At 55.6% G+C, this 25,787-nt stretch carries 25 protein-coding genes and 1 pseudogene; 15 read left to right on the plus strand and 11 right to left on the minus strand.

Annotation, left to right across the window (positions count from 1 at the left end; translation table 11 throughout):
* Positions 1 to 56 precede the first annotated feature (56 nt).
* From RM463_RS15980 to RM463_RS15990, 3 genes are all read right to left on the minus strand, one after another.
* Positions 57 to 1,367 carry a serine hydrolase gene (locus tag RM463_RS15980; RefSeq protein WP_311430570.1) on the minus strand — a complete coding sequence of 437 codons (1,311 nt, stop codon included), beginning with the start codon at positions 1,365 to 1,367 and terminating at the stop codon, positions 57 to 59.
* A gap of 115 nt (positions 1,368 to 1,482) precedes the next feature.
* Complete coding sequence (hdhA, locus tag RM463_RS15985; protein WP_311430571.1) at positions 1,483 to 2,250, minus strand: 7-alpha-hydroxysteroid dehydrogenase; 768 nt, start codon at positions 2,248 to 2,250, stop codon at positions 1,483 to 1,485.
* A 124-nt stretch (positions 2,251 to 2,374) separates the two neighbouring features.
* Positions 2,375 to 3,178 carry a TlpA disulfide reductase family protein gene (locus tag RM463_RS15990; RefSeq protein WP_311430572.1) on the minus strand — a complete coding sequence of 268 codons (804 nt, stop codon included), beginning with the start codon at positions 3,176 to 3,178 and terminating at the stop codon, positions 2,375 to 2,377.
* Positions 3,179 to 3,352: 174 nt separating this feature from the next.
* Here RM463_RS15990 and RM463_RS15995 point away from each other — a divergent pair, with 174 nt between their 5' ends.
* From RM463_RS15995 to RM463_RS16015, 5 genes and pseudogenes are all read left to right on the plus strand, one after another.
* Positions 3,353 to 3,589: a hypothetical protein gene (locus RM463_RS15995; RefSeq protein ID WP_311430573.1), complete on the plus strand. Its 237-nt coding sequence runs from the start codon at positions 3,353 to 3,355 to the stop codon at positions 3,587 to 3,589.
* A gap of 133 nt (positions 3,590 to 3,722) precedes the next feature.
* On the plus strand, positions 3,723 to 4,175 hold the full coding sequence (locus RM463_RS16000; RefSeq protein ID WP_311430574.1) for a universal stress protein: 453 nt from the start codon (positions 3,723 to 3,725) through the stop codon (positions 4,173 to 4,175).
* A gap of 483 nt (positions 4,176 to 4,658) precedes the next feature.
* A pseudogene (locus tag RM463_RS16005) lies at positions 4,659 to 4,736 on the plus strand (hypothetical protein); the annotation flags it as partial.
* Positions 4,737 to 4,895: 159 nt separating this feature from the next.
* Complete coding sequence (locus tag RM463_RS16010; RefSeq protein ID WP_311430575.1) at positions 4,896 to 5,843, plus strand: site-specific integrase; 948 nt, start codon at positions 4,896 to 4,898, stop codon at positions 5,841 to 5,843.
* A 121-nt stretch (positions 5,844 to 5,964) separates the two neighbouring features.
* The gene (locus tag RM463_RS16015) at positions 5,965 to 6,252 is read left to right on the plus strand and encodes a hypothetical protein (RefSeq protein WP_311430576.1); all 288 of its coding nucleotides are present in this window, start codon (positions 5,965 to 5,967) and stop codon (positions 6,250 to 6,252) included.
* Between the two features lie 63 nt (positions 6,253 to 6,315).
* Here the strand turns inward: RM463_RS16015 and RM463_RS16020 are convergent, their stop codons facing one another.
* Positions 6,316 to 6,753 carry an XRE family transcriptional regulator gene (locus RM463_RS16020; RefSeq protein WP_311430577.1) on the minus strand — a complete coding sequence of 146 codons (438 nt, stop codon included), beginning with the start codon at positions 6,751 to 6,753 and terminating at the stop codon, positions 6,316 to 6,318.
* 225 nt (positions 6,754 to 6,978) lie between these two features.
* Here RM463_RS16020 and RM463_RS16025 point away from each other — a divergent pair, with 225 nt between their 5' ends.
* Positions 6,979 to 7,203: a hypothetical protein gene (locus RM463_RS16025; RefSeq protein WP_311430578.1), complete on the plus strand. Its 225-nt coding sequence runs from the start codon at positions 6,979 to 6,981 to the stop codon at positions 7,201 to 7,203.
* A 415-nt stretch (positions 7,204 to 7,618) separates the two neighbouring features.
* On the opposite strand, the gene RM463_RS16030 is transcribed toward RM463_RS16025, so the two are convergent.
* From RM463_RS16030 to hsdR, 6 genes are all read right to left on the minus strand, one after another.
* Entirely contained in the window at positions 7,619 to 8,578 is a 960-nt protein-coding gene (locus RM463_RS16030) for an integrase domain-containing protein (protein WP_311430579.1), read from the minus strand.
* A gap of 885 nt (positions 8,579 to 9,463) precedes the next feature.
* Positions 9,464 to 9,799, minus strand: coding sequence for a hypothetical protein (locus RM463_RS16035; RefSeq protein ID WP_311430580.1), 336 nt, complete (start codon positions 9,797 to 9,799; stop codon positions 9,464 to 9,466).
* A gap of 440 nt (positions 9,800 to 10,239) precedes the next feature.
* On the minus strand, positions 10,240 to 10,410 hold the full coding sequence (locus RM463_RS16040; protein WP_311430581.1) for a hypothetical protein: 171 nt from the start codon (positions 10,408 to 10,410) through the stop codon (positions 10,240 to 10,242).
* 36 nt (positions 10,411 to 10,446) lie between these two features.
* Entirely contained in the window at positions 10,447 to 12,141 is a 1,695-nt protein-coding gene (locus tag RM463_RS16045; RefSeq protein WP_311430582.1) for a restriction endonuclease subunit S, read from the minus strand.
* Complete coding sequence (locus RM463_RS16050) at positions 12,138 to 13,673, minus strand: class I SAM-dependent DNA methyltransferase (protein WP_311430583.1); 1,536 nt, start codon at positions 13,671 to 13,673, stop codon at positions 12,138 to 12,140. Before RM463_RS16050 ends, RM463_RS16045 begins: the two co-directional genes overlap by 4 nt.
* Positions 13,674 to 13,795: 122 nt before the next feature.
* A complete protein-coding gene (gene hsdR, locus RM463_RS16055; protein ID WP_311430584.1) occupies positions 13,796 to 16,228 on the minus strand; it encodes an EcoAI/FtnUII family type I restriction enzme subunit R in 2,433 nt (810 codons plus the stop codon).
* A gap of 161 nt (positions 16,229 to 16,389) precedes the next feature.
* On the opposite strand from hsdR, the gene RM463_RS16060 reads away from it, so the two are divergent.
* Both RM463_RS16060 and RM463_RS16065 read left to right on the plus strand, forming a co-directional pair.
* Positions 16,390 to 17,523 carry a PD-(D/E)XK nuclease family protein gene (locus RM463_RS16060; protein WP_311430585.1) on the plus strand — a complete coding sequence of 378 codons (1,134 nt, stop codon included), beginning with the start codon at positions 16,390 to 16,392 and terminating at the stop codon, positions 17,521 to 17,523.
* 95 nt (positions 17,524 to 17,618) lie between these two features.
* A complete protein-coding gene (locus RM463_RS16065; RefSeq protein WP_311430586.1) occupies positions 17,619 to 18,653 on the plus strand; it encodes a DUF2806 domain-containing protein in 1,035 nt (344 codons plus the stop codon).
* A 112-nt stretch (positions 18,654 to 18,765) separates the two neighbouring features.
* Here RM463_RS16065 and RM463_RS16070 read toward each other — a convergent pair whose 3' ends face one another.
* A complete protein-coding gene (locus RM463_RS16070; protein WP_311430587.1) occupies positions 18,766 to 19,386 on the minus strand; it encodes a tyrosine-type recombinase/integrase in 621 nt (206 codons plus the stop codon).
* 152 nt (positions 19,387 to 19,538) lie between these two features.
* On the opposite strand from RM463_RS16070, the gene RM463_RS16075 reads away from it, so the two are divergent.
* From RM463_RS16075 to RM463_RS16105, 7 genes are all read left to right on the plus strand, one after another.
* On the plus strand, positions 19,539 to 20,255 hold the full coding sequence (locus tag RM463_RS16075; protein WP_311430588.1) for a hypothetical protein: 717 nt from the start codon (positions 19,539 to 19,541) through the stop codon (positions 20,253 to 20,255).
* A 278-nt stretch (positions 20,256 to 20,533) separates the two neighbouring features.
* Positions 20,534 to 21,520, plus strand: a complete 987-nt coding sequence (locus tag RM463_RS16080; protein ID WP_311430589.1) for a DUF4365 domain-containing protein — start codon at positions 20,534 to 20,536, stop codon at positions 21,518 to 21,520.
* Positions 21,521 to 21,864: 344 nt separating this feature from the next.
* On the plus strand, positions 21,865 to 22,176 hold the full coding sequence (locus RM463_RS16085) for a DUF1153 domain-containing protein (protein WP_311430590.1): 312 nt from the start codon (positions 21,865 to 21,867) through the stop codon (positions 22,174 to 22,176).
* A 5-nt stretch (positions 22,177 to 22,181) separates the two neighbouring features.
* Positions 22,182 to 22,979, plus strand: coding sequence for an IS3 family transposase (locus RM463_RS16090; protein WP_311430645.1), 798 nt, complete (start codon positions 22,182 to 22,184; stop codon positions 22,977 to 22,979).
* A gap of 120 nt (positions 22,980 to 23,099) precedes the next feature.
* Positions 23,100 to 23,381 (plus strand): hypothetical protein, encoded by a 282-nt coding sequence (locus tag RM463_RS16095; RefSeq protein WP_311430591.1) that lies wholly within the window; start codon positions 23,100 to 23,102, stop codon positions 23,379 to 23,381.
* 392 nt (positions 23,382 to 23,773) lie between these two features.
* On the plus strand, positions 23,774 to 25,408 hold the full coding sequence (locus RM463_RS16100) for a hypothetical protein (RefSeq protein WP_311430592.1): 1,635 nt from the start codon (positions 23,774 to 23,776) through the stop codon (positions 25,406 to 25,408).
* Between the two features lie 77 nt (positions 25,409 to 25,485).
* A complete protein-coding gene (locus RM463_RS16105) occupies positions 25,486 to 25,782 on the plus strand; it encodes a hypothetical protein (RefSeq protein ID WP_311430593.1) in 297 nt (98 codons plus the stop codon).
* Positions 25,783 to 25,787 lie beyond the last annotated feature (5 nt).

A 25,787-nucleotide genomic window follows, 5' to 3' on the forward strand; every position in this document is an offset into this window, starting at 1 on the left:
GCTAGGTCAAGAGCGCTCGTCGCGGCTCAGGGCCGATACGAGCGCCCGGCGCTCGATCAGCGGGCCGGATTCTGTGCCATCAGGTAGTCGGCCAGCGCCCGGTAGGCCGGCAGCGAGGTCGGATCGTTGGCGGCGTTGGCGGCCACCGGGTGGGAGGCCAGGCGCACGATGACCATCTCGGCGGCGGGGTCGATCCAGAGCGTCTGGCCGTGCACGCCCCGGGCGGCGAAGGCGCCGTGGTCGTCGTGGCTGATCCACCACATCCCGCGATAGCTCCAGCCATCGAGGCCCGCGTAGCCGGCCTTGGCGAAGGCCGCCCTGTCGCCGCCCTCGCGCAGGCGTGCGATGGCCGCGGCGGGCAGCAGCTGCTCGCCGGCGAGGCGGCCCTCGTCGAGGATCAGCTGGCCCAGGCGACCCAGGTCGCGCAGGGTGGCGTTGAAACCGCCGCCGGCGAATGGCGTGCCGATGGAGTCCACCGTGAAGAAGGCTTCCCGCTCGACGCCCAGTCGCGACCAGACACGCTCGGCCAGCCAGTCGGCGACGCTCTGGCCGGTGGCGCGGGCGATGATCCAGCCCAGCGCATCGGAGTTGATGGTGCGATAGCCGAAGGCCTCGCCGTGCTCGCCGGCCTTGTCCACCGTCTCGAGGAAGGCGAAGTAGCTGCGCGGGCCCTCGTAGCCCGGGGGCGGCGGCAGCGGGCTGCCGGCCCTGGCGTAGGCCCAGACGTCGGCCTCGGGATCGGCGTAGTCCTCTGAGTAGTCCAGCGCGGTGGTCATCTCCAGCACCTGGCGCAGGGTGGCATCGCCGAAGGCGCTATCGGCGAGCTCCGGCACCAGCTCGCCGACCAGGGCGCGCTCGTCCAGGGTGCCCTCGGCCACCAGCGTCTCGCCGATCAGCCCGGTGAGCGACTTGGTCACCGACATCACGCCGTGCAGGGTGGTCTCGTCCAGGCAGCCGGCGTAGCGCTCGTAGACCACCCGGCCGCGGTGCAACACCAGCAGGCCGTCGGTGTGGTTGACCGTGAAGGCCTCGTCCCAGGTCATCGGCGCGCCGCCGTCGGTGGGCTGGAAGCTCACCTCGTCGATGTCCGGATCGAGGGCGTAGGGCAGGGGGCGGGCGGCGTCGCGCCCCTTGCCCACACCGGCGGTGGGCATCAGCTCGCGGAAGTGGCAGACCGTCCACTTGAGCTTGTCGCCGGCGAAGTAGTCGTCGTCGGTGAAGCGGATGGTGCGCTCCTCCGGTGGCGGGAAACCCTGCATCCAGCCGGTGCCTTCGTCGGCCGTCGATGACTGCGCGGTCGCCGAGCCGGCCAGCAGCAGGGTGGCGGCAATGGTGGTGGACAGAGTGGCGGTCAGTATCCGTTTCATGGGGTACCTCGTATGGCCTTGCCGCCTATGCGGTTCCGAGCGGTCTCCTGGTCATCAGCCGCTGGCCATGGAAGTCGACCCGCCGATGATGTCATGCCTCTGTGGCGGCCTGAGCTTAGTCCAGCTCCTGCACGCCACCGCCGGAGACGGTAAGGATCTGGCCGCTGATCCAGCTCGAGGCCGGTGCACAGAGAAACAGCGCCGCGTTGGCCATGTCCTCTGGCTCGCCGAGTCTCTTGAGCGGGGTGTGGGCGAGCATCCTCTGCTCGACCTCGTCGTTGAGCACCGATTTCAGCGCGTCGGTGCGGGTGGCTCCCGGGGCGATGCCATTGACCCGGATGTTTTTCGGCCCGAGATCGAAGGCGATGTTGCGCACCAGGTGGCTGGTGGCCGCCTTGGAGGAGCCGTAGGCGGCCATGCGCTTGTTCTTGTTCTCGGCCGACATCGAGGTGATGGCCAGTATCGCGCCGCCGCCGACCTTCTCCATTTCAGGCGCGGCCAGCTGGGCCAGGCGGAACAGCGAGAAGACGTTCAGATCGAAGGCGCGGCGGAAGTCCTCCATGGGCATGTCGAAGGGCTTGGGGCCGCCGCCGCCGGCGTTGCTCACCAGCAGGGTCAGCTTGCCGAAGGCGTCCACCGCCTCGGCCACCACCGCGGCGAGATCCTCCTCGCGGGTGACATCGCAGGCTACGCCGGTCGCCCGGCCGCCGTCGGCCTCGATCGCCTCGGCTACCGCGGCGGCCGAGTCGCTATCCAGATCGCTGACCACCACCGCGGCGCCGGCTCGAGCGAAGGTTTCGGCGATGGCGCGGCCGATGCCGGCACCGGCGCCGGTGACCAGGGCGACCTGATCGGTCAGCGTAAACTGTTGGGGGGCGTACATGGAGAAGCTCCCTGAAGAACGAGAGTGGAAAGGCTACGACGCCTGGCCGCTTTGGCTCAGCGTAGCAGCTTTACGGTGGCCGCCCCGGTGGAGGCTGGCCGGGGTGAAGGGCTGTAGTGAAGGGCTAGGGCGACGGTGCCAGCCAGGCGTCTAGCTGGGTACGGGTCAGCTCGCCGACATGCTGCTCCACGGCGTGGCCTTGGGCGTCGAACAGCAGGGTGGTGGGCAGACCGGGGGATTCGCTGAGCACCATCAGCTCCTGATGCGGGTCGAGCAGTGGGTAGCGAAAGTCGAGCGCCTGATCGTCGAGATAGCGCACTACCTGCAGCAGCGACTCGCCCTGATTGGCCACCACCACGGTAACGTCGTCCCGGGCGCTGGCCTCGGCCAGCAGCGGCATCTCGCGCAGGCAGGGCGGGCACCAGGTGGCCCATAGATTGAGCACGACGCGCTCGCCCTCGAGCTCACGCAGATTGACGGTTTCGCCTTCGAGGTTTTCCAGAGCGAGGTCGGGCAGTCGTTGCAGTGCCATGCCGCCACCGAAGGGCGCCAGGGTGACGGTGGCCAGCCAGAGTGCCGAGACCACGACCAGCAGCGCCATGGCGCCAACCAGACGTCCCAGGTGATCGCGCAGCGTCCAGCCGGTCCAGATCAGGCCGGCCATCAGACCCCAGAGCCCGTGGTAGCCGGGCTGCCACAACTTGAGGGCATCCAGCGGGGCGGCGGCATAGGCGTCAAGGTGGAGTGCCACATGCCCGATCCGCGCGCCGATCAGCCAGGCCAGCAGCAGGCCATTGAACCAGCGTGAGTGAGTTCGCCGGGGTAGGCCCAGCAGCCAGGCGCTGGCGCCCAGCAGCAGCAGGGCAGCCACGAAGGCGTAGAGGCGCGGCAGCGAGAGCAGGACGGGACCCAGGGCGATGGCATCCATGGGGTGGCGACTCCTTAGGGGCGTGGCTCCTCGAGGGCAGGGTCGGCGAACGAAAAGCCAGAGGTTACAATGTGGTGCAGCCGATCCCGGATCCTGCCAAGCCTACTGCCGGTTGGCTGGGCTGTCATCCGCGGGGTCCGATCCTATCCGGAGCATCCGCCACTGGGAGCCATCATGGCCAAGCCTGCCTTCGATACCTTGCGTGCCCTGGCCATCGCCAGCCAGGCGCTGGGTTTTATCCTGATTATCACCCTGGAGACCGTGATGGGCGACGCCGCCCGCCCCTGGCAGGGCTGGACCCTGGCGGCGATGGTGGTGGTGGCGCTGGGGATTGCCCTGGTGCGACTCTATCGGCGCAACCGGGCCCGCAAGGCGCACTCCCGGCGACATGCGGCCGGGGACGACGACTGACGCGGCCGGTATACCGCCGGCATAGGCCCGGGGAGGGCGGATATGGAGCGGCGAAGCCCTGCCGAAGGGCTATGCTGTAACGGAGTGGGCCGTACCGCGCCCCTTCCCTCTCGGCCGCTGCAGGAGTGATGCCATGTACGCCAAGATTCTGGTTCCCCTCGACGGTTCCGAACACGCCATCAGGGCGCTGAGGGTTGCCGCCGCCCTGGCGCGCGACGGCAAGGCGACGCTGCATTTGATGACCGTGACGGGGTCTCCACCGGACAGCGTCGGGCTGTTTGTCGGCGGCTCCGCCGATCCCTTCTCCGAAGAGGAGCGTGAGCAGATGGCGCAGGCGATGAGGGACAAGGCTCGCAAGGTGATCGATCAGGCGCGCTCCCTGATCGATCTCGACGGCCTGGACGTGAAGGAGAGCGTGAGCCAGGGGCATCCCGCCGAGCAGATCAAGAAGCAGGCGGAGACGATCGACGCCGACGTCATCGTGATGGGCAGCCGCGGGCTCGGCAATGTGCGCGGCATGATGTTCGGCAGCGTCTCCCACAAGGTCAGCCATATCGCCGGCTGCGGGGTGATCACCGTGACGTGAGGAGTCGAGACCCCTGCCTTCGGGAGGCAGAAGTAGCGGCCGGTGACACCGCCTGGCAACACCGTAAATGGCAGCAGCGCAAAACGGCCACCGCTCAATTGAGCTAAGTGGCCGTTTTTACTGATGTTCTTGGTCGGAGTAGCAGGATTCGAACCTACGACCTCTGCCTCCCGAAGGCATAATATACATATTTAAGGAGAAACGGCCAGCAACAATAGGAGATAAAATGTGAAGCAAAAACATAAGCTTAATAGGTTTTTGTGCTGTGTTACTTGTTGCTCGTTTGGGCTCGTTATATCCTCCGTCTGCTACCTATTTGCTACCTGGAAAAGAGAGCCGGCATGGCAGGCACGATCAAGCTGAAGCTGACAACCAAGCAGTTGGAGGAGCTGGTCAACACCCCCCCCTACAGAGGACGTCTACGACACCGAGCTACCTGGTTTTCACGTTCGACCCAGCAAGCGCGGTCTAACGTTCCGGCTCAACTACCGTACAAGGACCGGGCGTCAGAGAGTTCTCACCCTTGGCCGCTATGGCACCCTGACGGCTTCCCAGGCTCGTAAGGATGCTAAAGCGGCGTTGGCTACCGTTGCACAAGGGGGAGACCCTCGCGCCGAAATCGAGAGTGCTAAAGCTGAAGAAGAGCGTCAGCAGCAGCAGACTATCCGAGCCTACCTGGATGGTCCCTATGCAGTCACCCAGCGCAGGAAGAAGGATGGCATGGCCACCCTGCGGCGAATCCACAATGCCTTCGCTAACTGGCTTGACCGGCCGATGTGCGAGATCACCCGGGCGGATATCGAGCGCTGGCAGGGTGAGCGCGAGGCCAAGGGTGAGGCGTACAGCACCAGTAAGCGCCACCTCGGCGCACTCAAGACTCTGTTGACGCACGCAGCCGACCGCCAGGTAATACCGGCCAATCCTCTGGCACGTATCAACCTGCAACGACCGGCCATGAGCGAAGAGGAACTGTCCGAGCAAGGGTCGCGGCGCCGTTACCTGGAGCGAGAGGAGGTGAGCGGACTGTTTGCCGGCCTCGAAGCGTACCAGGACGAGAAGCGGCAACAGCGGCGCAGCAGTCGCGCTCATGGCAAGGCGTATCTGCCCGACCTCGATCACGTAACCTACGTCGATCACGTCGTGCCGTGGATCCTGACGATGTACTACACCGGCTTTCGCCCAGGTGACTTGTTCGGTTTACGTTGGGAGCACGTAAATCTGGCATTTGCCACAATCCGCAAAACCATCGAGAAAACGGCCCACTACCGCCCTGAACCGACGACCTTCCCCCTGTCTACACCCGCTGTGGATGTGCTCAGAGCATGGCACCGGCTGCAAAGCGAACCTCAGGCCGGCCTCGTCTTCCCCTCGGGGCGCAACGGCAAGCGCATGAGCGGGACTGCAATGCAGAAGCCGTGGGCGACTGTTCGCAAGCTGGCTGGGCTACCCGATGACCTGCAGTTGTACACTCTGCGGCACAATTTCGCATCGCAGCTTGTCATGGCTGGCATTGACCTGCTGACCGTTTCCAGGCTGATGGCGCACACGGATATTCAGACGACCATTGAGCACTACGCCCACCTGCGCCCCGACCATTCACGGGATGCAGTTGAGGTGTTTGCCAAACGAACTCATTTCGTGGAGGAAAGCTGTCAGCAAGCTGGATAGTATGAGCGTGGGAGGCATTTTCCGTTACCGGAATGGCAAATTGAGGAATCCAAGCGTTTAGACGAACCCTCTTTAATGAAGCCTTGGCGAAGATAGGGCTTGGTTCAAAGGGGGGGTCGCCATGGATGCTTCACTGTCAAACGCATTAGCGCTGTTCAAAACCGGATACGATCCGGCTCTGATAGAGCTGCCTGAAAAATCGGTGTTTCCGTTTCTGATTCCTGCAGCGCCAGCCACTGCACGGAAATCTCGCTGCACCGGGATCTTGCTAGGGCGCCCAGCTCCTCAGTTTGTTCGTCGGGGGCGCTCCGTTCGCTACAGACTGTCAGATATTCTCAGTTGGGTTTCAGAGGGCGATGGATATCGTTCGACCGCTGAGGAATTTCTGGCTGGAAAAGTGTTCGGTTAAACAACTCTCTCGCCACTTTCGGAGTCGTATTGCCAAATTGGGGTGTGACGCTATCGAGCAGGCTTACGCATAGCCGGCTTCGGCAATGTGGTAGAGGTACTCGTGAACGTCACTAGCTCGGCCTTGTGTGATCAGCTCTTCGGCGGTGAGACCGCCTAGGGGAAAGATGGGATACGAGCGGTACCAAGACCAGGCTGCTCCGAGGCTGCCTGCCCAGGGCTCGATGTGCTTGAGTATCTCGATGATTTGGTACAATCGCTGCTGATTAAACGCGGACTCAAAGTGATGTTTGTGGATGATTGAGTGACAGCGGAGCCCGGCTGCCGCGGCGAACTCTTCCTTCGTGATGTGCAGCTCATCAACCAGTTTATTCAGCACGATGTAGTCACTAGACTTGGTTTCGTAATTAATCTTCATCGTCATGTTTTCTAATCTGGCGGATATTACGTCAGTATAGATGTTTGTTGAATGTTCTGCGATTTTAAATTCCGGTGCAGACATCGCATCTCCTGTTAGGCTTTCCCCCGATCGGGAGCCGATAGTGGTTTTTGATGGTGGGTTGTTGCATAAAATAACTTTCTTGTTAGGGGGTTAGGTGCGTGCGCGAATCGTGAGTCATCGACTTCTGGGCACATAAAAATTAGATAATCAGCCAGTTGCATCTCTAAGATCATAGGATATGTTGATCTTGCCTCATGTGAGGCGGAAAACTAAGGAGTTACGAAGATGACTATTCGTGAGCTGCATGATGCCATTCAAAGCGGTGACCTGTCGGTGATTTCTGAGGTTGCTGACGTGCTGGGTGAGTTGGCAGATGTGATCGACCTGCTTAGGGACGCTGACTGGAACGAACAGCAGGAAGCCATTGCGCATGTGAAGCAGTTGGATTTCTGCTGCTACTATAGCTCGAAGATCAATTTCCCGCTTGCCGTTGAAAACGTTTGGTTCTGATTTCCTGGCACGCTGTATGATGTTCGCTTCATGTAGCGTGCCATCTATCATTTCCTGAAATACTTTTTGCTTTTCACTACACGACTGACCCTGGGGCGACCCCCGGGGCCTTTTGCCTTTATATTTAATGGCCCAAGCCAGTTTTCCCTCCTGCCAAGTGCTTCAATCATCAATCTAAGAGAGTTTATGTAGTCTGTGCGTGTTGATGGCTTGTAATTCTGCGAATCGAGCCAGTGGTTAAGGATCCAGTGAACATGTTTAAGCTTGATTTTCTCAGGACGATTTGCGGTGGGGAAACGTTCCTCGATAGCGTTTGTGATCCTGTTTATCCTGTTTCTGTGTCGTGAAGGATGAGGAGGTTTCATTTCGTTAAATTTTATTCTGGTGAAAATGGGTTTTAGGTTCATATTTCTGACTATCCAATATAAGCACGTGAAACATTTGCCCGATAGTGGCCGAGTCGTCGAGCTGTAAGTTTCTGTGCACGAAGGTGTGCCTCGCGATTTGTTGGCGTGCACTTGATAGGTGCTAAATGGCCAGCTTCTTCTTCATAAGTTTCTATAGCAAATGCTGCCCGCATTTCTTGGTAAGAGATCAAGCCGTATGCTTGAAGTATAAGGCGACCAGGGTTGACAAATTTTCGACGGAATTCGATAAAAGACTCATTAGCCTCTAGCAGGTTGTTACTATTTTTAGGAGAAGTTTGCAGAGCGTAATTCAGTGCATTCCACTGCTCTTCTTCCATGGGAATTGTTCTGTCATTGCACCGGCGTCCTCCTTTGGTCCCTTCTAGTATCCGGCATTCGCCATTTTTTAACGCCTCGCGTTTCAATCTCTCCAGATTGGCCAGGGACGCTTCTCGCACGCGCATACCGAACGCCCTGGCGAGTAGTAGGATTGCCGCTGCGCGAGGGTTGTGGGCCTTTTGAAGCGCATCACTGGCATCCTTGACAATTTCTTTTTCCCCCTGTGGAACGGTCTGCCTGACGTGAGTACGACGCCCAACCAATTGTGATGGCGAAACCACGAGGCGGCGGTCATGCCGCAGGCAACGCAGCACGATATTCACTGTCGAGAGCAGATTCTGTGCATACGCGACGCTGTATTTTACGTCTTGAACCGACTCCAGTAGGTGCTCCGCATACTCAAGGATATGAGACTTCTCAATTTCACGTGCGTCTCTGATCTGATAATGTTCTCTGATCCACCTAGCGAAATTTTGAAACCGCACATGGTGAGTGTGTTTCGTTTGGTGATGGTCATTTTGGCCATAATGGTCATGCAACGCCGACAGCGCAGCGTACCCGAGGCGACGGCCGTAGCCAAAGTTGCGCCTCTTTTCTGACCATCCGAGGTAACCCCTAGGTACCGACATACTTTCCTCTCTGTAATTTCATCGTATGAATGCAGCTATGCGTGGCTAGGTCTGCGACTGTTCAGGCAGATCTACCCCCCACGCTGACGACCTGCCCGTGGTCGCAGTCAGTGTTCACCCCTCTAGTCTGGGGCCCTGGTCGTCATTTGTGCCGCTGCTGTGCACGGTTTTCGCCACTATTCACCTGATAGCCGATGTGGCCCGGGCGGGTGTCGCGTGATCAACGCGGTAATAGTGCCGTTGGTGGCCGGGTCGGCCGTAGCTGTTGGAATCGGACAGAACATGGCCTGGATGATGCCGGGCTGGCGCCTGCTGCGCCGTTCTCGGGGTTTTGGTTCCCGTTTTTGTCCGAAGTGCTCACTGTGATCGATTCAAAGCCATTGATTTCAATGTGTTTTTTATCAATCCTTGGTTTTATCTCATATTTTATTGGTTGGAGTGCCGCGTGGTTTGGACACGTTTTTTCTTGTCTGCATTTGGTGCAGCGTTGTTTTACATTAACCATTTACAAGTTCTTGATGGCTGAATAGCACTGTGCGTTGTCGCGGCCTTCGGCCGGTATTTGATGTCTGTTTTTTTCTCATCGCCAGCTGCGATGCCACACAGAGTGTGGTTTGCACAACTACTTTCTCATAAGGCGATTCGGCGTCGAGTGGTCAATGTGGTTAAAAAACTGAATTAGACGAAGAGTACAGCTCAGGAACCCCGAACCGATAAGACTACAGAAATGCTTTTAGCTCACCAAAAGTACACTCAGTGTACTTTTGGTGAGCTATTTCCCACTCCATGGGCCCCTCCCATACGGGATAAGTACACTGAGTGTACCTGTGAGTACACTCAGTGTACTTGACGCTGACGGCCTTACAGCCAGGTCCTAACGCTATTTCAGGAGTGCTTTATTCCCCACTCCTTGCTCAGTCTCTCCACGGTGTGGGACCACTTGGGTGTGGTTGGCTTGCAGACGGTGTTCTGGTTACCGAATAGGCCGACCTCGCTGAAGGCCTCGTCGCGGCTGACGGTGTGTAGCCACCGAACCGGCACCAGGTACTCCGCCTCGTCATCGTCCTTCTCGGGATTGAGCTGGGCGTAGTCCTCGCCAAGCTTCATCTCCAGCAGCGTTCTGGGGCCTTCCGGGGTCTCGAAGCGATACTCATCGGCGCGGCAGCGCTCGCCGACCACCTCGGCCACGCCGACGTAGCCGGTCTTGGGATATTCACCCACACCCGGTCGCCTTCGGAGAGCAGGTTGAGCGTCTTGGAGTACCAGGCCGCACCGCCGCCGGCAATAAAGCCATGATGGCGCGCCAGCTCCCAGGGGCGATCGCCGCCAAAGGAGGCGTAGAACTCGCCGTTCCGGGGCTCCTTGCCTGCCTTGCGGGTAGTGGGGCGGGGCGGTTCGTCGGGGTCGATCATCCAGGCACGGCTGAGGTAGCGGTTGCCGCCGTCCTCGAAGGCGGCGAAGAACATGGCGTTGATCGAAAGCTGGGCGTGTTCGTTGAGATAGGTGATGATGCAGCTCGCTGCTGGCGATCACCACCAGCTGGTGGCTCTCGTTGAGGGTGACGCTATCCAGCGGGATGCCGAACTTGGCCTCGAAGGCCTCGTCGAGTGTCAACACCGATTAGAACTGTCCGCTTGCTACCGATCTAAGATGTCCGGTCGTTACCGATGGATGGCCAGTCCGATCAGCAGCCAGTCCCGGTTGAGGATCGCGACATCCTGCATGATCTGCTCTTCCAGCAGCCCCTCGTCGGCAAGCCCAGTGGGCCGCAGCTTCTGCGGAGGCTTGCCGGTGCCATTCGCCAGCTTCCAGATCCCTTGTTCGATGGCCATCTACTCTCCTTTTTTACTGCCGCAGTAATGTGCTTACTACACCGCCTGTTCCACCACCGCCTCGGCGAGGTGAGTGCGGGTCTCGCCGGCCTCGCTTAGGCGTGTCTTAAGCTGGTCGCAGAGGGCCATAAACTCATCATATTTTTCGATAAGCCTCTGTTGCTCTTGTATAGGAGGAAGCCCAACGACAATGCTATTCATCTTTGCTTGGTTCATTTTCGGCTGAGCAGTGCCGGTCACATAAGGCTCAAGCGATATAGCGTTGATGTAAAGGCTAAGATATTTCAAAAAATCCTCACTTATCCCGTCTATGACATGTGCATGGTTGTTAACCCAGTATTTTCCTCTGGCAATAAAAGCAATGGGCGTTGATCTGTTAATGAGGTTGGCCCCGTCTTCACCGATCAAAAGTAAGGGTTTTTCGAACAGGAAGTCATCAATTTTGTCGATAATCCCAGAGGCTCCGTAGTAATCGTACTCTCCTTTTCGGCGTGAGCGCTCGTTTACTGATAGCGGGATTCGCTCTGAGTCTCTGTTGAATGTGATTTCTCCAAACCTTACCCACCTCCATTCATTTGGGATAGGAAAGGGCTCTTCATTATCTGCTATTTCTGGTAATGGTTTAGGCTTCTTGATCTTCCCTTCTTTGATCAGCCGGGCCTTCTCCTCTGCGATACGTTCCAGCAGCACACTGGCGGGTTCGTCGTTGGGATCCTGCTCCACCAGCCGCCCCATCACCGCCAACTGAAGGATGGTCTGCTTGAGCTTGTCGATGCTGGCTTCGGTGGTGAAAAGGGTATCGAAATGCTCGGCGATGCGGGCCCAGTTTTCGGCCACTTCGGCGGCATCGACGGAGCGGGTGAGGGCGTCGAGAAGGGTGTCGACCAGCACCTCATGGGCCTCCAGCTGGTCGCCGACCTGCTGCTCCAGTCGGTCGCAGAGGGCCATTAGCTCGTCGACTTTTTCGACGATTCGGTGTTGTTCTGTTAGCGGAGGGACCGGGCAGATTCCTGAGAAGAATTGCTTGTCGTTAATGGCTGGATAGGCGATACCTGTCTGAACCGACTCCACATAGCGGACAAATACTGGGCTTCTCAGGTAGTGCAATAAGAATCTCGCAGGAATTCCGCGCAAGGGGCTGATGATAGCAAAAGCTGTACTAGCAATCGGTTCAGGCTCTATCTCCTCATCGACGACGGCAATGTTTTGAAGATAGGGTCGGATAGTAGAATATATGAGAGTGCCCGGCTTGACCTTCTTCCTAGCTCGGGAGGGAGAGTTTTCTGGTTCGATTATCTCAGGCTTCCCTATCTTTCCCTTGACGTTGTCAATTGCAGATACGTCTATATAGCTGAAAAGTTGTTTCGGTTGCTGTTGCCCCCAGTCATGACCAAGCTCTTCAAGTTGAGCCCAGCGCCATCCACTTGGCAGCTGATAAGGCTTTTCTATACCTGACAGTGGCGCTAATTTCCGGGGCTTCTTGATCTTCCCTTCCTTGACCAGCCGGGCCTTCTCTTCGGCGATGCGCTCCAGCAGCACGCTGGCGGGCTCGTCGCTGGGGTTCTGGTCGACCAGCTTGCCGCGCACGGCCAGCTCCAGGATCAGCTCGCGCAGCTTCTTGATGCCGGTAAGTTCGATCTTGCCGTTGCTGCCGCGCCCCCTGCTGCTCTTGTGGGTGACGGCGCCGGTCCAGAGGTCGAGGTGATCGGTAATCAGCTTCTGTGCGCTCATGCCCGCTCCTCCTGCTGCTGAGCGGTTTCCTCAGCGGCAGTCTGCTCCGGCGCGGCGGCATCCTGGCTGGCGCGGCTTAGCGCATCACCGAGGATGTCCTTGAGCTGGTCGCGCAGCTCCTGAATCTCGGCCTGCTGCTGGGCGTACTGGGCCAGCAGCTCCTCCGGGTCGTGGCTGACTTGCTCGCCCTGCCAGGGGTTCTTGATATCCAGGTTGTAGTTGCGCGCCTTGATCTCGTCGATGCCGACCTTCCAGGCCTGGTGGGTCTCCTCTCGGGCGGCGAAGCCATCGGCTTCCTCGCCCCACCAGGCGATCTCGGTCTTGAACTCTTCAAAGCGCATCGGCCGGGTCTTGCTGTAGTTCTTGTAGCCTTCGGGATAGGGGTGCTCGTAGTACCACACCTGCTCGGTGGGCTGACCCTTGGTGAAGAACAGCAGGTTGGTCTTGATGCCGGTGTAGGGGTTGAACACGCCGTTGGGCAGGCGAACGATGGTGTGCAGATTGCACTCGGTGAGCAGCTTCTCCTTGAGGCGGGTCTTCATGCCCTCGCCGAACAGGAAGCCGTCCGGCAGCACCACCGCAGCGCGGCCGCCGTCCTTCAGCAGCTGAATAAACAGCGTCATGAACAGGTCGGCGGTCTCGCGGGTGCGGAAGGCCTGGGGGAAGTTGGTCTCGATGCCATCCTCCTCCATGCCGCCGAAGGGCGGGTTGGCGACGATGATATCGACACGTTCCTTGGGCCCCCAGCTGATCAGCGGACGCGCCAGGGCGTTGTCGTGGCGGATCTGCTCCGGCACCTCGATGCCGTGGAGGATCAGGTTGGTGGTGGCCAGCAGATGGGGCAGCGGCTTCTTCTCGATGCCCCTCAGGCTGGCCTGGAGGGCCTGCTCGTCCTCGGGGGTCTGCACGTAGTGTTTACGCTTGTGGTCGATGGCGCAGGTAAGAAAGCCGCCGGTGCCGCAGGCCGGGTCCATCACGATCTCGTCGAGCTTGGGGTCCACCCGGTTGACCATGAATTCGGTCACCGCGCGTGGGGTGTAGAACTCCCCGGCGTTACCGGCACTCTGCAGGTCCTTGAGGATCTGCTCGTACATGTTGCCTAGCTGGTGGCGGTCATCCTGGGTGTTGAAGTCGATACCGCTCTGCAGCTTGTTAATGACCTGGCGCATCAACTGGCCGGACTTCATGTAGTTGTAGGCGTCCTCGAAGACATTGCGGATCACCACCGCACGGGTATCATCGCCGCGGGCCTGAAGCTGCTGCAGGCCGGGGAAGAGCATGTTGTCGACGAACTCCTTGAGCTCGTCGCCGGTCATGCCTTCGGGGTCGGCGGCCCAGCGGCGCCAGCGCAGTGGCTCGGGAATCGGCGAGCGGTAGTCCTCATTGAACATCTCCCACTCCTGCTCCCGGTCGTCGAAGATCTTCAGGAACAGCATCCAGACGAGCTGGCCGATACGCTGGGCGTCGCCATCGACGCCAACATCCTTGCGCATGATGTCCTGGATGGACTTGATGGTGGTGGAGATGCTCATGGGCTCGAAACTTCCTCGGTATTCATGATGGATGCGGGACTATTCACAGGGGCGGTCCACAAGGGCGGCCGGCATCGGGGTGTGGATAAACTGGCTGCATGGCCGGGTCGGTAGCGTCGCGATCAGCTGCCGACGTGGTAGAGAGCGTCTTCCAGTTCGTGTACGGCGCGGGTGTAACCGGGCTTGCCGCCAAAGGCCCTGACCAACTCCATGGGGGCGCCGATGTTACTGAAAGGAGCCAGGGTAAGCACCTTGGGGTCTTCAAGCGGCTCGATGCCCGCATCGGCGTACTTGTCGACCAGCGTCTCCAGTACCTGGCGCGCCTGCCCCTCGTAGCGGGTGAAGATATCGCGTTTCTTCACCTGTTCGGCGCGCTCGCGACGGGTCAGCGCCGGGCGGTCGAAGGCGATATGGCAGATCACGTCGAAGGGGTCGGGCTCGTCGCCCCAGCTCTTGCCCAGCTCGGCCGCCAGCTCTTCCCACAACACGCCTTGTTCGGCCAGCTCATCGAGGATGGCCTGCTTGCGTTCGGCGTCATGCCAGCGGCGCAGGAAGTCGTCGAGTGAAGCGAACTGCTCCTTCACCTTCTTGCGCGTGTAGTCGCGCAGGCTCTCGGTGATCAGCTTGCCGTCGGGGCCCAGATACTGCACCCGTTCGGCCACCACGCTGACTTCCACATCGTCGACCACGTACTTGACCCGCTTGCCGGGACCTTCATCGCTGCCCAGATCAGCGCTGCCGAAGGTGTCGTCATTCTGCCAGGTGGCGCCTTCCTCCACCTCGTAGTCGCCATGGGCCTCTTCGATGCCCTCGGCGCTGTCGCCGGCGGCAACCTCGTCCTCGGTTAGTTCGTCATCCGGGGCGATGGGGTCGTTTGGCTTCGGCTGGTAGATCTTGACCGGGTCACCGTCGAAGTCGGGGTCGGCAAACAGCTCGGTGGCCTTCTTGAAATCGAGAATGGTGAACCAGTGCTTGTTGTAGTCATCGTTGATGCGGGTGCCGCGGCCGATGATCTGCTTGAACTCGGTCATCGACTGAATGCGCTGGTCGAGCACAATCAGCTTGCAGGTCTGGGCGTCGACGCCGGTGGTCATCAGCTTGCTGGTGGTGGCGATGACCGGGTAGCGCGCCTCCGGGTTGATGAAGTTGTCGAGCTCCGCCTTGCCTTCCAACTCGTCGCCGGTGATGCGCATCACGTACTTGCGGTTCTCGGCCACGCGATCTGGGTTGAGGTTGACCAGGGCCTGACGCATGCGCTCGGCATGGTCGATGTCCTCGCAGAAGACGATGGTCTTCTGATAGGGATCGGTGCTTGCCATGAATTCGGTGATCTTGCGTGCCACCAGCTCGGTACGCTTTTCCAGCACCAGGTGTCTGTCGAAATCCTTCTGGTTATAGATGCGGTCCTCGATCAGCTCGCCGTGCTTGTCGGTCTGGCCCTTGCGGGGCCGCCAGCCCTGGAGGTCACGGTCGATATCCACGCGCACCACCTTGTAGGGGGCGAGGAAGCCATCCTCGATGCCCTGCTTGAGCGAGTAGGTGTAGATCGGCTCGCCGAAGTAATCGATGTTGGAGACCTCTTTCGTCTCCTTGGGCGTAGCGGTAAGGCCGATATGCGTGGCAGAGGAGAAGTAATCGAGGATCGAGCGCCAGGCGGAGTCCACCGCCGCACTGCCGCGGTGGCACTCGTCGATGACGATCAGATCGAAGAAGTCCGGCGAGAACTGCTTGTAGATGTTCTGCTCTTCCTCGCTGCCGGTGACCGCCTGGTAGAGCGAGAGGTAGATCTCGTAGGACTTGTCCACCGTGCGGTTGGTCACCTTGGTCATGGCCTGGCCGAACGGCTTGAAGTCATTGTTCTTGGTCTGGTCGACCAGGATGTTGCGGTCGGCGAGAAACAGGATTCGTTTCTTCTGCTTGGCCTTCCACAGCCGCCAGATGATCTGAAAGGCGGTGAAGGTCTTGCCGGTGCCGGTGGCCATCACCAGCAGAATGCGATCCTGGCCGCGAGCGACCGCTTCAACGGCGCGGTTGATGGCGATTCGCTGGTAGTAGCGCGGGCTGCGACCGCTGCCGTCATCGTAATAGGGCTCTTCGACCACCGGCCGCGCGGCGTTGCCGATACCCTTGTAGCGGCAGTAGCGTTCCCAGAGCGCATCGGGAGCGGGAAAGTCGTCGAGGCCGAGCGTGGTTTCGGCCTGCTCGCCGAGGCTGGTGCGATCGTGGAACAGGAAGCCATCGCCGTTGCTTGAGAACACGAAGGGCACATCGAGGGCGTCGCTGTAAGCCAGGGCCTGCTGCATGCCGTCGCCGAGACTGTGCTTGTTGTCCTTGGCCTCGATCACCGCGATGGGCTGGTTCTTCTGATAGCTCAGCAGGTAGTCGGCGCGGCGCCGCTTGCCGCGGGTATGCAGCCGCCCGCGCACGATGATGCGACCGGCGGTGAACGACACCTCTTCGCGCACCTGGGAGTGGATGTCCCAGCCGGCGCGCTCCAGCGCCGGGGTGATGAACTTGGTACAGATATCCCGTTCGCTGAGGGCTTTCTTGTCCATGGCAGCATCCTGCTCGTCGATGGCGGGGCGGGCGGTGTTGGTTACCTAAGCTTACGCTACCCAAGCAGGCTAAGCATCTTGTGCTAGGCTGGTTTTGAATCAATGTCGAGATCGGACAGCATTACAGCGGATAGAAATGCATATAACCGGAAGAACATGCAATGGATAGCAGCCTGCTGGTCAGCCTTCGTAAGTACCGCCCCCGTGAAGGGCGCGACTCCTTGGAGAACTTCATTACCGAAGTGTTCGCCTGGCTGCTGCGCAACGCCAGCGGCATCAGCGAAACGATGCTGGCACGCCTGCAACGCGCTATGCCAGAGGAAGAAGGTTTCGATCTGCCACGGGATAGCGAAGACGTTGAATGGAGCACACAGACACGCCTGGGAAGCCGCCGCCCCGATATGCAGGTGATCTGGCCTGGAATGGCGCTGATCTTTGAGCACAAGGTCTGGTCCGGACTGGGAGACAACCAAATTACCGGCTACCGTGACCTCGCGCGTCAGAAATACACTGGCGCCGAGATCCGTGTCGTGGCGATTACCGCCAGCCGCCACCAGTACAGCAAAGCAGCCGATGCCAACCTGTGCTGGAGTGACATCTACAAAATGCTGGAGCAGTACCTGGGCGGGGTGGAGAAATCCACGGAGCGCTTCCACATCGAGAACTTTCTGGCCCTCCTGGCGCATGAAGGGCTTCAGCCTGCAGCACCGATCGCTCACGAAGCCATTCGCTACTTCCCCACAGCCGGTAAGCTGCCGCAGCAACTGGAACAGGCCTTCACTCCCCTCGCTGCCCGAGACTGGCCGGTAGGCAGTGGCTACCAACCTGAGATGAAGCGCCTGCGCTGGGGGCGGATTGGTATCGAATTCCTTCGCACCGAGGCCAGACGCAAATGGAGCCCGGGTATTTTCATTGGCTGTGTGCTTGATGGCAGCGATCACCTCATCAACCATCGCATTGAAGATACTGTAAAGCTGCAGCTGATCCTTGATTTCAGCAATGGGCTGCGTCGCTACTATCCATTCATGGACAACTACCGAGCATTAAAAGCGACAGTGGCTGAAATGGCAACAGGAACCCACTGGACCTTCTACGACCATGGGGAAGAGGCGCAAGCCAATACCTACCATCCGTTCTATCTGGAAACCCCGCTCCTAGAAATTCTCCGAGGATCCACAACTATGGAAGAACAGCGGGAGTTGATATTTTCTGCCGGTTGTGAGGCATTGGACATTCTTCAATGTGGCGGCTTCTTGGATAAGCTTAAAGGGGAGTGTGATGCGGTATCGGAGTGATATGGAATTTCAGCTGTCGACCCTAAGCGGACATAGCTGCAAAGGTTCGGTAGCAGACACGTTTATCGGCTGAATTCAGGGCATAAAGGAAGAATATGGATTATCCTGGGGAAAAATTACTTATAAAAATGTGGGAGACTCTTGCAGATAAGGGAGTGGGTGCACTACTTGCACCCTGGCATGAAAAGCGTATTGCCGCCACACGTACAGAAATACGTAGACGAGAAATGTTGCTTCTGGCTCAGGCTGAGAGAGAAGTAGAGTCAATTAAGTCTGGTGCGGCAAGGCTTCAGATAAACTCTGACATCAGGCTTGTGGAAAGCTCTAACGATGTGGCTGATGAGCAAGAGAAAGTAGAGCCTAGACTTGATCTGGCTGAGTTAGCGGCGAGCGTTGTAAATACTAATTTTTCGGAATCAATAAGAAAGGAAACTAATGTAGCCAAGTCGGTAATGGTTGCAGAAGATATCCTGAGCAGAGATGAGCAAGAGCCATCCGACAAGCCAATAGAAGATGATTGGTTATACTCTTGGAGGGATTATGCCGGGAGGGTATCAGCCAGTGAGCTTCAAGATTTATGGGGCAGGATTCTGGCGGGAGAAGTAAAGCAGCCAGGATCGTATTCAATGCGGACGCTTGAATTCCTAAAAGGTCTCTCGAAAACAGAAGCAGAACTGATTAGCAAAGCTGCTAGGTTCGTAATAGGAGAACGAATCTACCGAAAAAAGGAGGAGTTTTTAGAAAAAGAAGGATTGAATTTTTCTCATCTACTTTTCTTGCAAGATGTCGGAGTTCTCTCCGGAGTTGAAGCAGTTGGGCTGAACACTACCTACAAATCAAGAGATGCTAATAAGTTTTTTCTACCACTTGTTGCCAGCAATAGGATAATGCTTCTGGAGCATGAAGATCAGGAGAAAACCGTAATAGCTGAGGTCTATCTTTTGACGCAGGTTGGAATCGAGGTTCTAAAGCTTGCTAGTTTTCATGTAAATGAAGAATATCTTGAGTCTGTTGCGCAAGACTACGCAAAAAAGGGGTTTAAAGTTAAAGTTGCCGACTGGGTTCAGCAAACAGCCTCTGGCGGACAATTTTTTAACGCAAAAGAAATAAATCTAGAAGGTGATGTTTAATAAATCAATGTGCCGGATAAGCCGGTTAATGCGGCGTTATGTCAGTATGGTCTAAGCGTCTGCTTCTGGCAGCATAGCGACGGCATAACCGCTATGCCGTCGCTAGCTACGGTTAGACCTCCGTCTGCTCGGCCATGGCCAACGCGTCATCCACCTCTATACCAAGGTATCTCACAGTGCTTTCGAGTTTGGTATGGCCTAAGAGAAGCTGAACGGCTCTCAGGTTTTTCGTTCGGCGGTAAATTAACGTTGCCTTGGTGCGTCGCAACGTGTGAGTACCGTAGGCCGAAGGCTCCAAGCCAATAGCGGTTACCCATGATTTAACGATGCGCGCGTACTGCCGAGTAGACAAGTGACATGAGCTTTTCAGGCGACTTGGGAATAAATAATCATCGTTACGGAGATGTGCAACCAGTATCCACTCTTCTAGGACAGTGCGAGTTTGCTCGGTTATCTCAAACTGTACTGGTCTTTTCGTTTTCTGCTGTGTGACGATGGCTCTTGAAGACACATGGTTGCCATGGGATACATCTCGGACGCGTAACTTGACTAAGTCACAGGCTCGCAGTTTGCTATCGATTGCTAGCTCAAATAGTGCCAGATCCCGTGTCTTATCAGCAAGCTGCAGTCTGACACGAATGGCCCAGATGTCTTTGAGCCGAAGTGGTGTTTTCTGACCAACTAGCTTGCCTTTGTTCCAGGGCACGGGGGTAATGGTTTTTGGAGTGTTCATGGTGTGGACCTCGTCGGGTGGAATCTATAGGATGGTCCAGAACATGCTCAACGTGTGCTGGAGCCGGCAATCAGTTGCGACCCGGCCAAAAGTTGACAACGAGGTAGGTGCTGAACTTACTGCTTCACTTTAGCTTCAATTGATGCGTGGTGATGATGGCTAATTTAAAAAGTGCAATTATAACTACGATAATTTCCAACTTAGATTCTGATGAATTCTGTCGCGATGATTTTGATGTTGATTTTCCAGGCGGTTCCTCTACGCTTGCCGAAATATTTTTTCGAGCAGCACCAAGATATTCGTTTATAATTGATGAGAGCTATGAGGGTAATAAGGTTGCTATAGCTATTTCGCTACAAGATAGCAGTTACAAAAAGGTGTTAAGGACAACGGAGAGCCCTGGAGACTACAGGAATGATGAAATTCATGTTCATTCGGACATATGGTCTGCAGTGAGTAGAATACCAGTTTGGGTGAAAAATGTTCGTGAAGACCTCATTCATTCAAGAGAAGTTGTAGGCACTGATGTTGATGAACTGGTAAATGAATTTCAAGAAAATATTGATGAGAACATTGATGATCAAGATGAATATTTTAAGGAAGATGAGAAAGATGCTTTGGTTCAGAAGCTGAACGAGTTGCAGAAAAGAGTTTCAAAATTAGAAGAAGAGCTGAGGCTCGACCCCAAAGATACTGAAGAAATTGAGAGGGCTATTGAGAAGAGTAAGTCAGATATGGCAGTGTATCCCAAGGGAGTCTGGTACAAAACTTTTGGGACAAAGCTCATAAAGCTACTCCGGCAAGCTTTGAATACTAAGGAAGGCCGAGAAATTGCAGTCGATATTACTAAGAAGTTATTTTCTTCATAGAGAAGATGGTTCTAGGGCTTTTTTGTTTTTTAAGTATTCTTAGGGACTGATAGTTTTTCATTCCATGAACTCTCAATGGCTGCTCTTGGCCGATGGGGAACGTCAGACTAGGCTGTAGGGATAGGCTGAGATAGCCAACGATCCAAAGTGGCCGTTTCAGAAAATGCAGCCGGAAAGTTACTCTAATCATGAGATAAGCAGTCTAACAACTGTAGCCAATAAGGGATTGGTACCAAATGCCTGTAGTAGGTCGGACAGACTAATTTGAGCGAAAATACATGGCCAAATTTCGGAATTTGGCAGCCAACTTTGGAGAAATTGTTCAGTATGAAAACGATAAGGGTGCACGGGATATAGGGCTTCACCTTACTGAGAAAAGAAAGTCTGGATCGGAAAGGGTTACAGCAGCTTTAATATGGTTTCAAATGAAGGGGGTTATGAAAGAAACCCTTCCGCAAGAAAAATACGAGCGAGCCGAATTTGTACGGGTTCGCTTAATGACAGCACACCTTAAATTTTGGTTTCTGCAGCCAATGTCAACATATCTCGTCGTTTATGTCGAGAGCGTAGATCAATTTTTAATACTAAACCTCCAGAGATATGTGGAAGACAGATGGGGACGCGACATTCTTTATCTAGAACAAGAAACTGCCATAGTCGAAGTTTCAAAGGATAGCCCTTTGGATGAACAGGCATTCTCATTGTTGCTGGAGCGCTCGAACCTAGATGAGTGGAAAAGAGCACTTGATGCGAAAGATGAGGAAGTGCGACTCTGCATTAGAGATTACAACCTAGTGTGGCACTTCGGTACCGCGGATGTTCGAGATGCTGAGCATCAAATAATTTTTTGGGATTGGCAGTCTAAAACTAGAGCGCAGCTATTCATTCAGGAACGATTGATAGAAGCCGGGAGCGAGTGGGTCACACTCAGGGAGCATTGGCAGCATATGAGCAATGTTGATGATCTTCAGGATATGTATACATATTTGGACTTTTTTGCAGATGACGAGTGTGAAGGTGAATTGTCTTGGGATGAAGGTGAAGATTCTCCATTTATACAATTAGAGCTCCAAAATGGTCAAGCAGTTTATGGAGAAGATTGCGGTGGAGAGTTCATAAGCTATGAGTTTGGGGTTCGGCTAAATGACCTTGGGCAGCGTATATTTGAGCAAGTTCAGGTCCTGGAACGTATTGGCTTGATTGAGCTAAAAGAGGGAAGCGGAGAATTTGTTAGCACCGCTCCATGGCATGCGCGAGATGTATGAAATCGCTAATAAGGGTGGGGTCACGGATGATCAGTTGAACCATAGGAGTTATCCTTTGCTTCCCGCCAAGGAGCTTCTTCATCAGTTCATCCGGGAGCAGGTAAGAGGTAAGAAAAGGAGAGGACGCCCACTTTCCTTCCTGCTTTCTCGCTTATGTATCGCCTGCTGGGCGAACCCCTATGGTATCTAGCCGGCCAAACGGTCAGCGGCAGAGATCAAGAAAGTGGATGTCTTTTATTTATTTCCTTAATTTGTTGTTTGTTTACAGGTTTTGCGAAAGGGCTCAATTGAAGTGACCCCCTCCATAGCTGCACAGGGTATAGTGCAGCCATCATGAGGACAGGATGAGCGACGACAACCCCATCAAGCGATGGACCGCGAAGCGCAAAGCCGCCGTGGTCATGGACATCTTTAAGGGCAAGACCACGACCGCTGAGGTGGCTCGCCAGTACGATCTCACCGTCTCCGAGGTCGAAGGCTGGATCGATGAAGCCCAGCGCAGCATGGAGAACGGATTTAAGGCCCGCCCCAAGGACATCCGTGAGCAGTATGAATCCAAGCTCCGAGAGACCAAGGAGGCACTGGGCGAGGCCCATCTGCAGATCTATGCGCTAAAAAAATTCAAGCGCCTGCTCGACGAGGACGAGAACTCGTAAGGTCGCTGCAGGCGCAACTGGCCGAGGAAGGCCATGAGGTATCGCTCGTTAAGCTCTGCCGCTGGCTGGGCTTCCCCCGGCGCAGCCTGTATTACCGGCCCAAGCCGAGGCAGCGGGCCATCAATACCGATCTGGCAGCGCGGGTGAAGCTGGCCCTGGAACGGTTCCCTACCTATGGCTATCGCCGCCTGGCATGCGTCCTGGGTGAGAACCGCAAGCCGATCCAGCGCATTATGCAGCTCAAAGGCTGGCAGGTACGCAAGCGGCCTCAGGGCTTCCGACCGCGTGCCAGGAGTCTGCCGTCCGTCGCCTTGAGGCCTGATGAGCGATGGGCGACCGACCTCACCCACGTGTGGTGTGGCAAGGATCGACGAGCTAGCCTGGCGGTGATCATCGACTGCTGCACGCGTGAGATCCTCGGCTGGCGATTATCGGACAATGGCAGCAGCAAAACCGCGGAGGAGGCGCTAATTTATCGGCTGGGAGTGCTGGGACGCGTTCAGCAACCGCTGGCACTACGCTCCGACAACGGCCTGGTCTTCAGCAGCCGGCACTACACGGGCACGGTGAAAGCGTATGGGCTAACGCAGGAGTTCACGACGCCGTATACCCCTGAGCAAAACGGGCTCGTCGAGCGCTTCTTTCGTTCCTTGAAGGAAGAGTGCATCTGGCAGCACCGTTTCGAGTCTCTGGGCCAAGCCAGGGTCGTGATCGATCGCTGGATCCGGTACTACAACGAAGAGCGGCCACATCAGTCTCTGGACTATGTGGCACCCCGAGCACACCCGGCATTAGCCGCCTAGGGTGTGCAGAAACCAGGGGGTCATTACACAATTTTCGGTACAACTATCGATCAATGTGAGGCGTCAGATAGATCGAAACTTTTTTCTACAGTCTCGTTATCTCCCAGGAGAATGGCAACTATGAGTACGAATCGCTACTCGATTCAAGAAGTCTGGGTCAGGATTGAGCGCCATGCCGGCGAGAAATTTGAAACCATCACCGGCAAGCCGTTCACTTACGAAGTGCTAGGTGACTATCTTCGCACTGATCGGGCTGAGCAGGATCTTGGAATTAGAGAATTCGAGAAAGCTCTCGAAGAGGTACCCTTGGACGGACCCGGAGAAATTAACGACAAGGTACGGGGCCCTTCTTACATTTGGGCAATACTTCATGATCGGAGAGTCCGTGGCCACGACTGGTAACTCCTGCACGCATAACTATGCGTTGAAGCGGCCAGTGAAAGCTTGTCGGCCACTCACTAATCTTGCGCCCTCGGCGTTTGGGGAAGCGTTGGCGCCTACCGATCAATGCAGGCGTTATATCAGATTACTCTGAAATTCCGCTTCTGGCCGATCGAGGAACCTTAGCCTATGCTGATGGGGTGATTGAGGCAGTTGACGGCCCACAGCTGGCGTTCCTGAAAATGCTGAGCGCGTTCATCAGTGTTATTTTAATAATCTATACTTAATATCCATAAGATTCATGAGGTTATAGACGAAACTGAGCGCTCTATTGTTATTGACTTGAACGCGCCTGCACGATAGCCGATAAGAGAGTGTACAGTTTAATCACTGTTAGGCGGCTACGATAAATCGTGACCAAGCAAGAGCAAATGGACATAAAGAAAATGAATCTTGGCAAACAGGTGTTCCTTATTTCTTTGTCATTCATTACGACGTTCTCCTTTGCATGGGACCCCGTAAAAGATTTGACAGGAAAATCTTTGCATGAGCATGTGGAGGATGTTGGCGAGTCTCTTCCAAATTGTGGTGGCGATATTTGCGGGGCTGCGGAACATGTAAAGAATGAGGCTAAAAAGACAGTTGAGAAAGGAGCTAAAGAGGCGGGCAACTTCGTTGATGATACGGTCAAAACAGTAACTACAGGTAAGCCACACGGGGATATAGCAAAAACCTTAGTCAAGGCGATTGATGACACGATTAAGGAAGCAGACAGAGGATTAAAAAACGTTGAAGAAACTGTGCACGCCATTGGCAAATTTACAGAAAGACATATGCACGGTGTTGGGGAAACCTTGTCCGATGCGGAAAAAAGAGCACGTGAAGGAAAGGTGGTTGACGCAATATGGCATCTTGGCACAGACCCCTTGCGGCACATCGAGAACAATGCAGCCATAGCCGCGCAAGAAAGCTCAATAATTAATACAGTTGGCCAAGTCGCAGCAACCGCTTATGGTGGTCCTGGAGGAGCAGCAGCTTATGCGGCTTGGTATACGTATAAAGAGACTGGTGATGCCGACTTGGCCATAAAGGTGGGGATAATCACAGGAGCCACAAGCACTGCTTTTGGGGCAGTCGGGGATATACCTTCTAATACGGCTGGCGAGTTAACCAAAAAGACTCTTGTGACTGGAGCAATTGGTGGCGTTGCTGTTGCTGCAAGTGGTGGAGACGAGGCTGCGATCAGGGAAGGTTTTTTACGTTCTGGCGGAATGGTTTTGGTCCAAGATGGCTATAGACGGGTTACAACGCATGAATTGGATGCGCGTGCTTCAAGGGGTGAGGCGTATTGCATGACTACCATTGGAGAAGATTGTTCTCCTCCAAATGAGGCGTACATAAGGGATGAAGCTGGCAATATTCAACTTGATAGAGAAGGAAAGCCACTGGTTGATATCCTTAAAACAGATCCAAGAAGGCCTCATGTTGGCAATTGGTCTTCCTACAAGGAGGCAAATTGGAATCATGAGCGTGGAGCATTTATGACAAGTGTGTCTCGAATCCCAGGTATGAATGCAATGTCTGTATTTCATGACCAATGGGCAATAACCTGGGATATTAACACGCTTCAAAGCCAAGCAACAATAGCGCCTGCTGTTGTATTGACTTATATAGGAACTGGTGCTCCTGCATATGATCTAGTCCAAAAAACGAATACAAGGACCCATGGAAAAAACGCTGAAGCGGATGCGGGACAAATTGGTTTACACACACTGAATCATATTGAATTAGCAGATGTGACGGAGCAGGAAAAAATATCTAGCTCTGTCGCTGCGTCATTTATCTGTACTAACTCTGGCCTGCCTAGGCAGATAGTATTAGAAGCGCCTAGTGCCCATCCAAACTATGCATGTAGAGTGATTTATAGTTCGGAGAAAGGGCTATCAGTTCCTTGGCAAGCTAAGGATGAAGTTAACTATTGCGAGCCAAAAGCGATTGAATTTGTAGCGAAGCACATCGACTGGGGCTGGTCATGTTTTGGCCAGTGATTCCATAGACCCCTAACAATGCGTATATGGCTTCTAAGTCACTAATTACAGCACACCCCTGATAGGAGGAAGAGGTTATGGTAACCGATCAGAAAGCTATTGAAGCAGGGATTGATGCTGGCATAGGAAGATCAAATGAATTCTTGGGTTCAGTTCCACAGATGGATTTTGACGAGTTTAGAAATGAATTGGATAGTATATTCATGGCGTGGCCAGAGGAATTGAGCCCTAGATTTTTGGCATTATTCTCAGAGCTAGCGATCATAGCTGCTATAAGTCGTGCTAAGTACGAACATCCAGCGCTGACTAGAGACGATTTAGTTGCATATCTTGCACACTCCGCTTCTTTTGTCAACAGTTTTAAGCACAAATGAATATG

The sequence above is a fragment of the Halomonas sp. LES1 genome (assembly GCF_031846005.1).
Classification (GTDB): Bacteria; Pseudomonadota; Gammaproteobacteria; order Pseudomonadales; family Halomonadaceae; genus Halomonas.

Excerpts from the sequence above, each read along its gene's own strand:
- RM463_RS15980 (WP_311430570.1), bottom strand. The coding sequence starts at position 1,367 with ATGAAACGGATACTGACCGCCACTCTGTCCACCACCATTGCCGCCACC.
- hdhA (WP_311430571.1), bottom strand. The coding sequence starts at position 2,250 with ATGTACGCCCCCCAACAGTTTACGCTGACCGATCAGGTCGCCCTGGTC.
- RM463_RS15990 (WP_311430572.1), bottom strand. The coding sequence starts at position 3,178 with ATGGATGCCATCGCCCTGGGTCCCGTCCTGCTCTCGCTGCCGCGCCTC.
- RM463_RS15995 (WP_311430573.1), top strand. The coding sequence starts at position 3,353 with ATGGCCAAGCCTGCCTTCGATACCTTGCGTGCCCTGGCCATCGCCAGC.
- RM463_RS16000 (WP_311430574.1), top strand. The coding sequence starts at position 3,723 with ATGTACGCCAAGATTCTGGTTCCCCTCGACGGTTCCGAACACGCCATC.
- RM463_RS16010 (WP_311430575.1), top strand. The coding sequence starts at position 4,896 with ATGGCCACCCTGCGGCGAATCCACAATGCCTTCGCTAACTGGCTTGAC.
- RM463_RS16015 (WP_311430576.1), top strand. The coding sequence starts at position 5,965 with ATGGATGCTTCACTGTCAAACGCATTAGCGCTGTTCAAAACCGGATAC.
- RM463_RS16020 (WP_311430577.1), bottom strand. The coding sequence starts at position 6,753 with ATGTCTGCACCGGAATTTAAAATCGCAGAACATTCAACAAACATCTAT.
- RM463_RS16025 (WP_311430578.1), top strand. The coding sequence starts at position 6,979 with ATGACTATTCGTGAGCTGCATGATGCCATTCAAAGCGGTGACCTGTCG.
- RM463_RS16030 (WP_311430579.1), bottom strand. The coding sequence starts at position 8,578 with ATGTCGGTACCTAGGGGTTACCTCGGATGGTCAGAAAAGAGGCGCAAC.
- RM463_RS16040 (WP_311430581.1), bottom strand. The coding sequence starts at position 10,410 with ATGGCCATCGAACAAGGGATCTGGAAGCTGGCGAATGGCACCGGCAAG.
- RM463_RS16045 (WP_311430582.1), bottom strand. The coding sequence starts at position 12,141 with ATGAGCGCACAGAAGCTGATTACCGATCACCTCGACCTCTGGACCGGC.
- RM463_RS16050 (WP_311430583.1), bottom strand. The coding sequence starts at position 13,673 with ATGAGCATCTCCACCACCATCAAGTCCATCCAGGACATCATGCGCAAG.
- hsdR (WP_311430584.1), bottom strand. The coding sequence starts at position 16,228 with ATGGACAAGAAAGCCCTCAGCGAACGGGATATCTGTACCAAGTTCATC.
- RM463_RS16060 (WP_311430585.1), top strand. The coding sequence starts at position 16,390 with ATGGATAGCAGCCTGCTGGTCAGCCTTCGTAAGTACCGCCCCCGTGAA.
- RM463_RS16065 (WP_311430586.1), top strand. The coding sequence starts at position 17,619 with ATGGATTATCCTGGGGAAAAATTACTTATAAAAATGTGGGAGACTCTT.
- RM463_RS16070 (WP_311430587.1), bottom strand. The coding sequence starts at position 19,386 with ATGAACACTCCAAAAACCATTACCCCCGTGCCCTGGAACAAAGGCAAG.
- RM463_RS16075 (WP_311430588.1), top strand. The coding sequence starts at position 19,539 with ATGATGGCTAATTTAAAAAGTGCAATTATAACTACGATAATTTCCAAC.
- RM463_RS16080 (WP_311430589.1), top strand. The coding sequence starts at position 20,534 with ATGGCCAAATTTCGGAATTTGGCAGCCAACTTTGGAGAAATTGTTCAG.
- RM463_RS16085 (WP_311430590.1), top strand. The coding sequence starts at position 21,865 with ATGAGCGACGACAACCCCATCAAGCGATGGACCGCGAAGCGCAAAGCC.
- RM463_RS16095 (WP_311430591.1), top strand. The coding sequence starts at position 23,100 with ATGAGTACGAATCGCTACTCGATTCAAGAAGTCTGGGTCAGGATTGAG.
- RM463_RS16105 (WP_311430593.1), top strand. The coding sequence starts at position 25,486 with ATGGTAACCGATCAGAAAGCTATTGAAGCAGGGATTGATGCTGGCATA.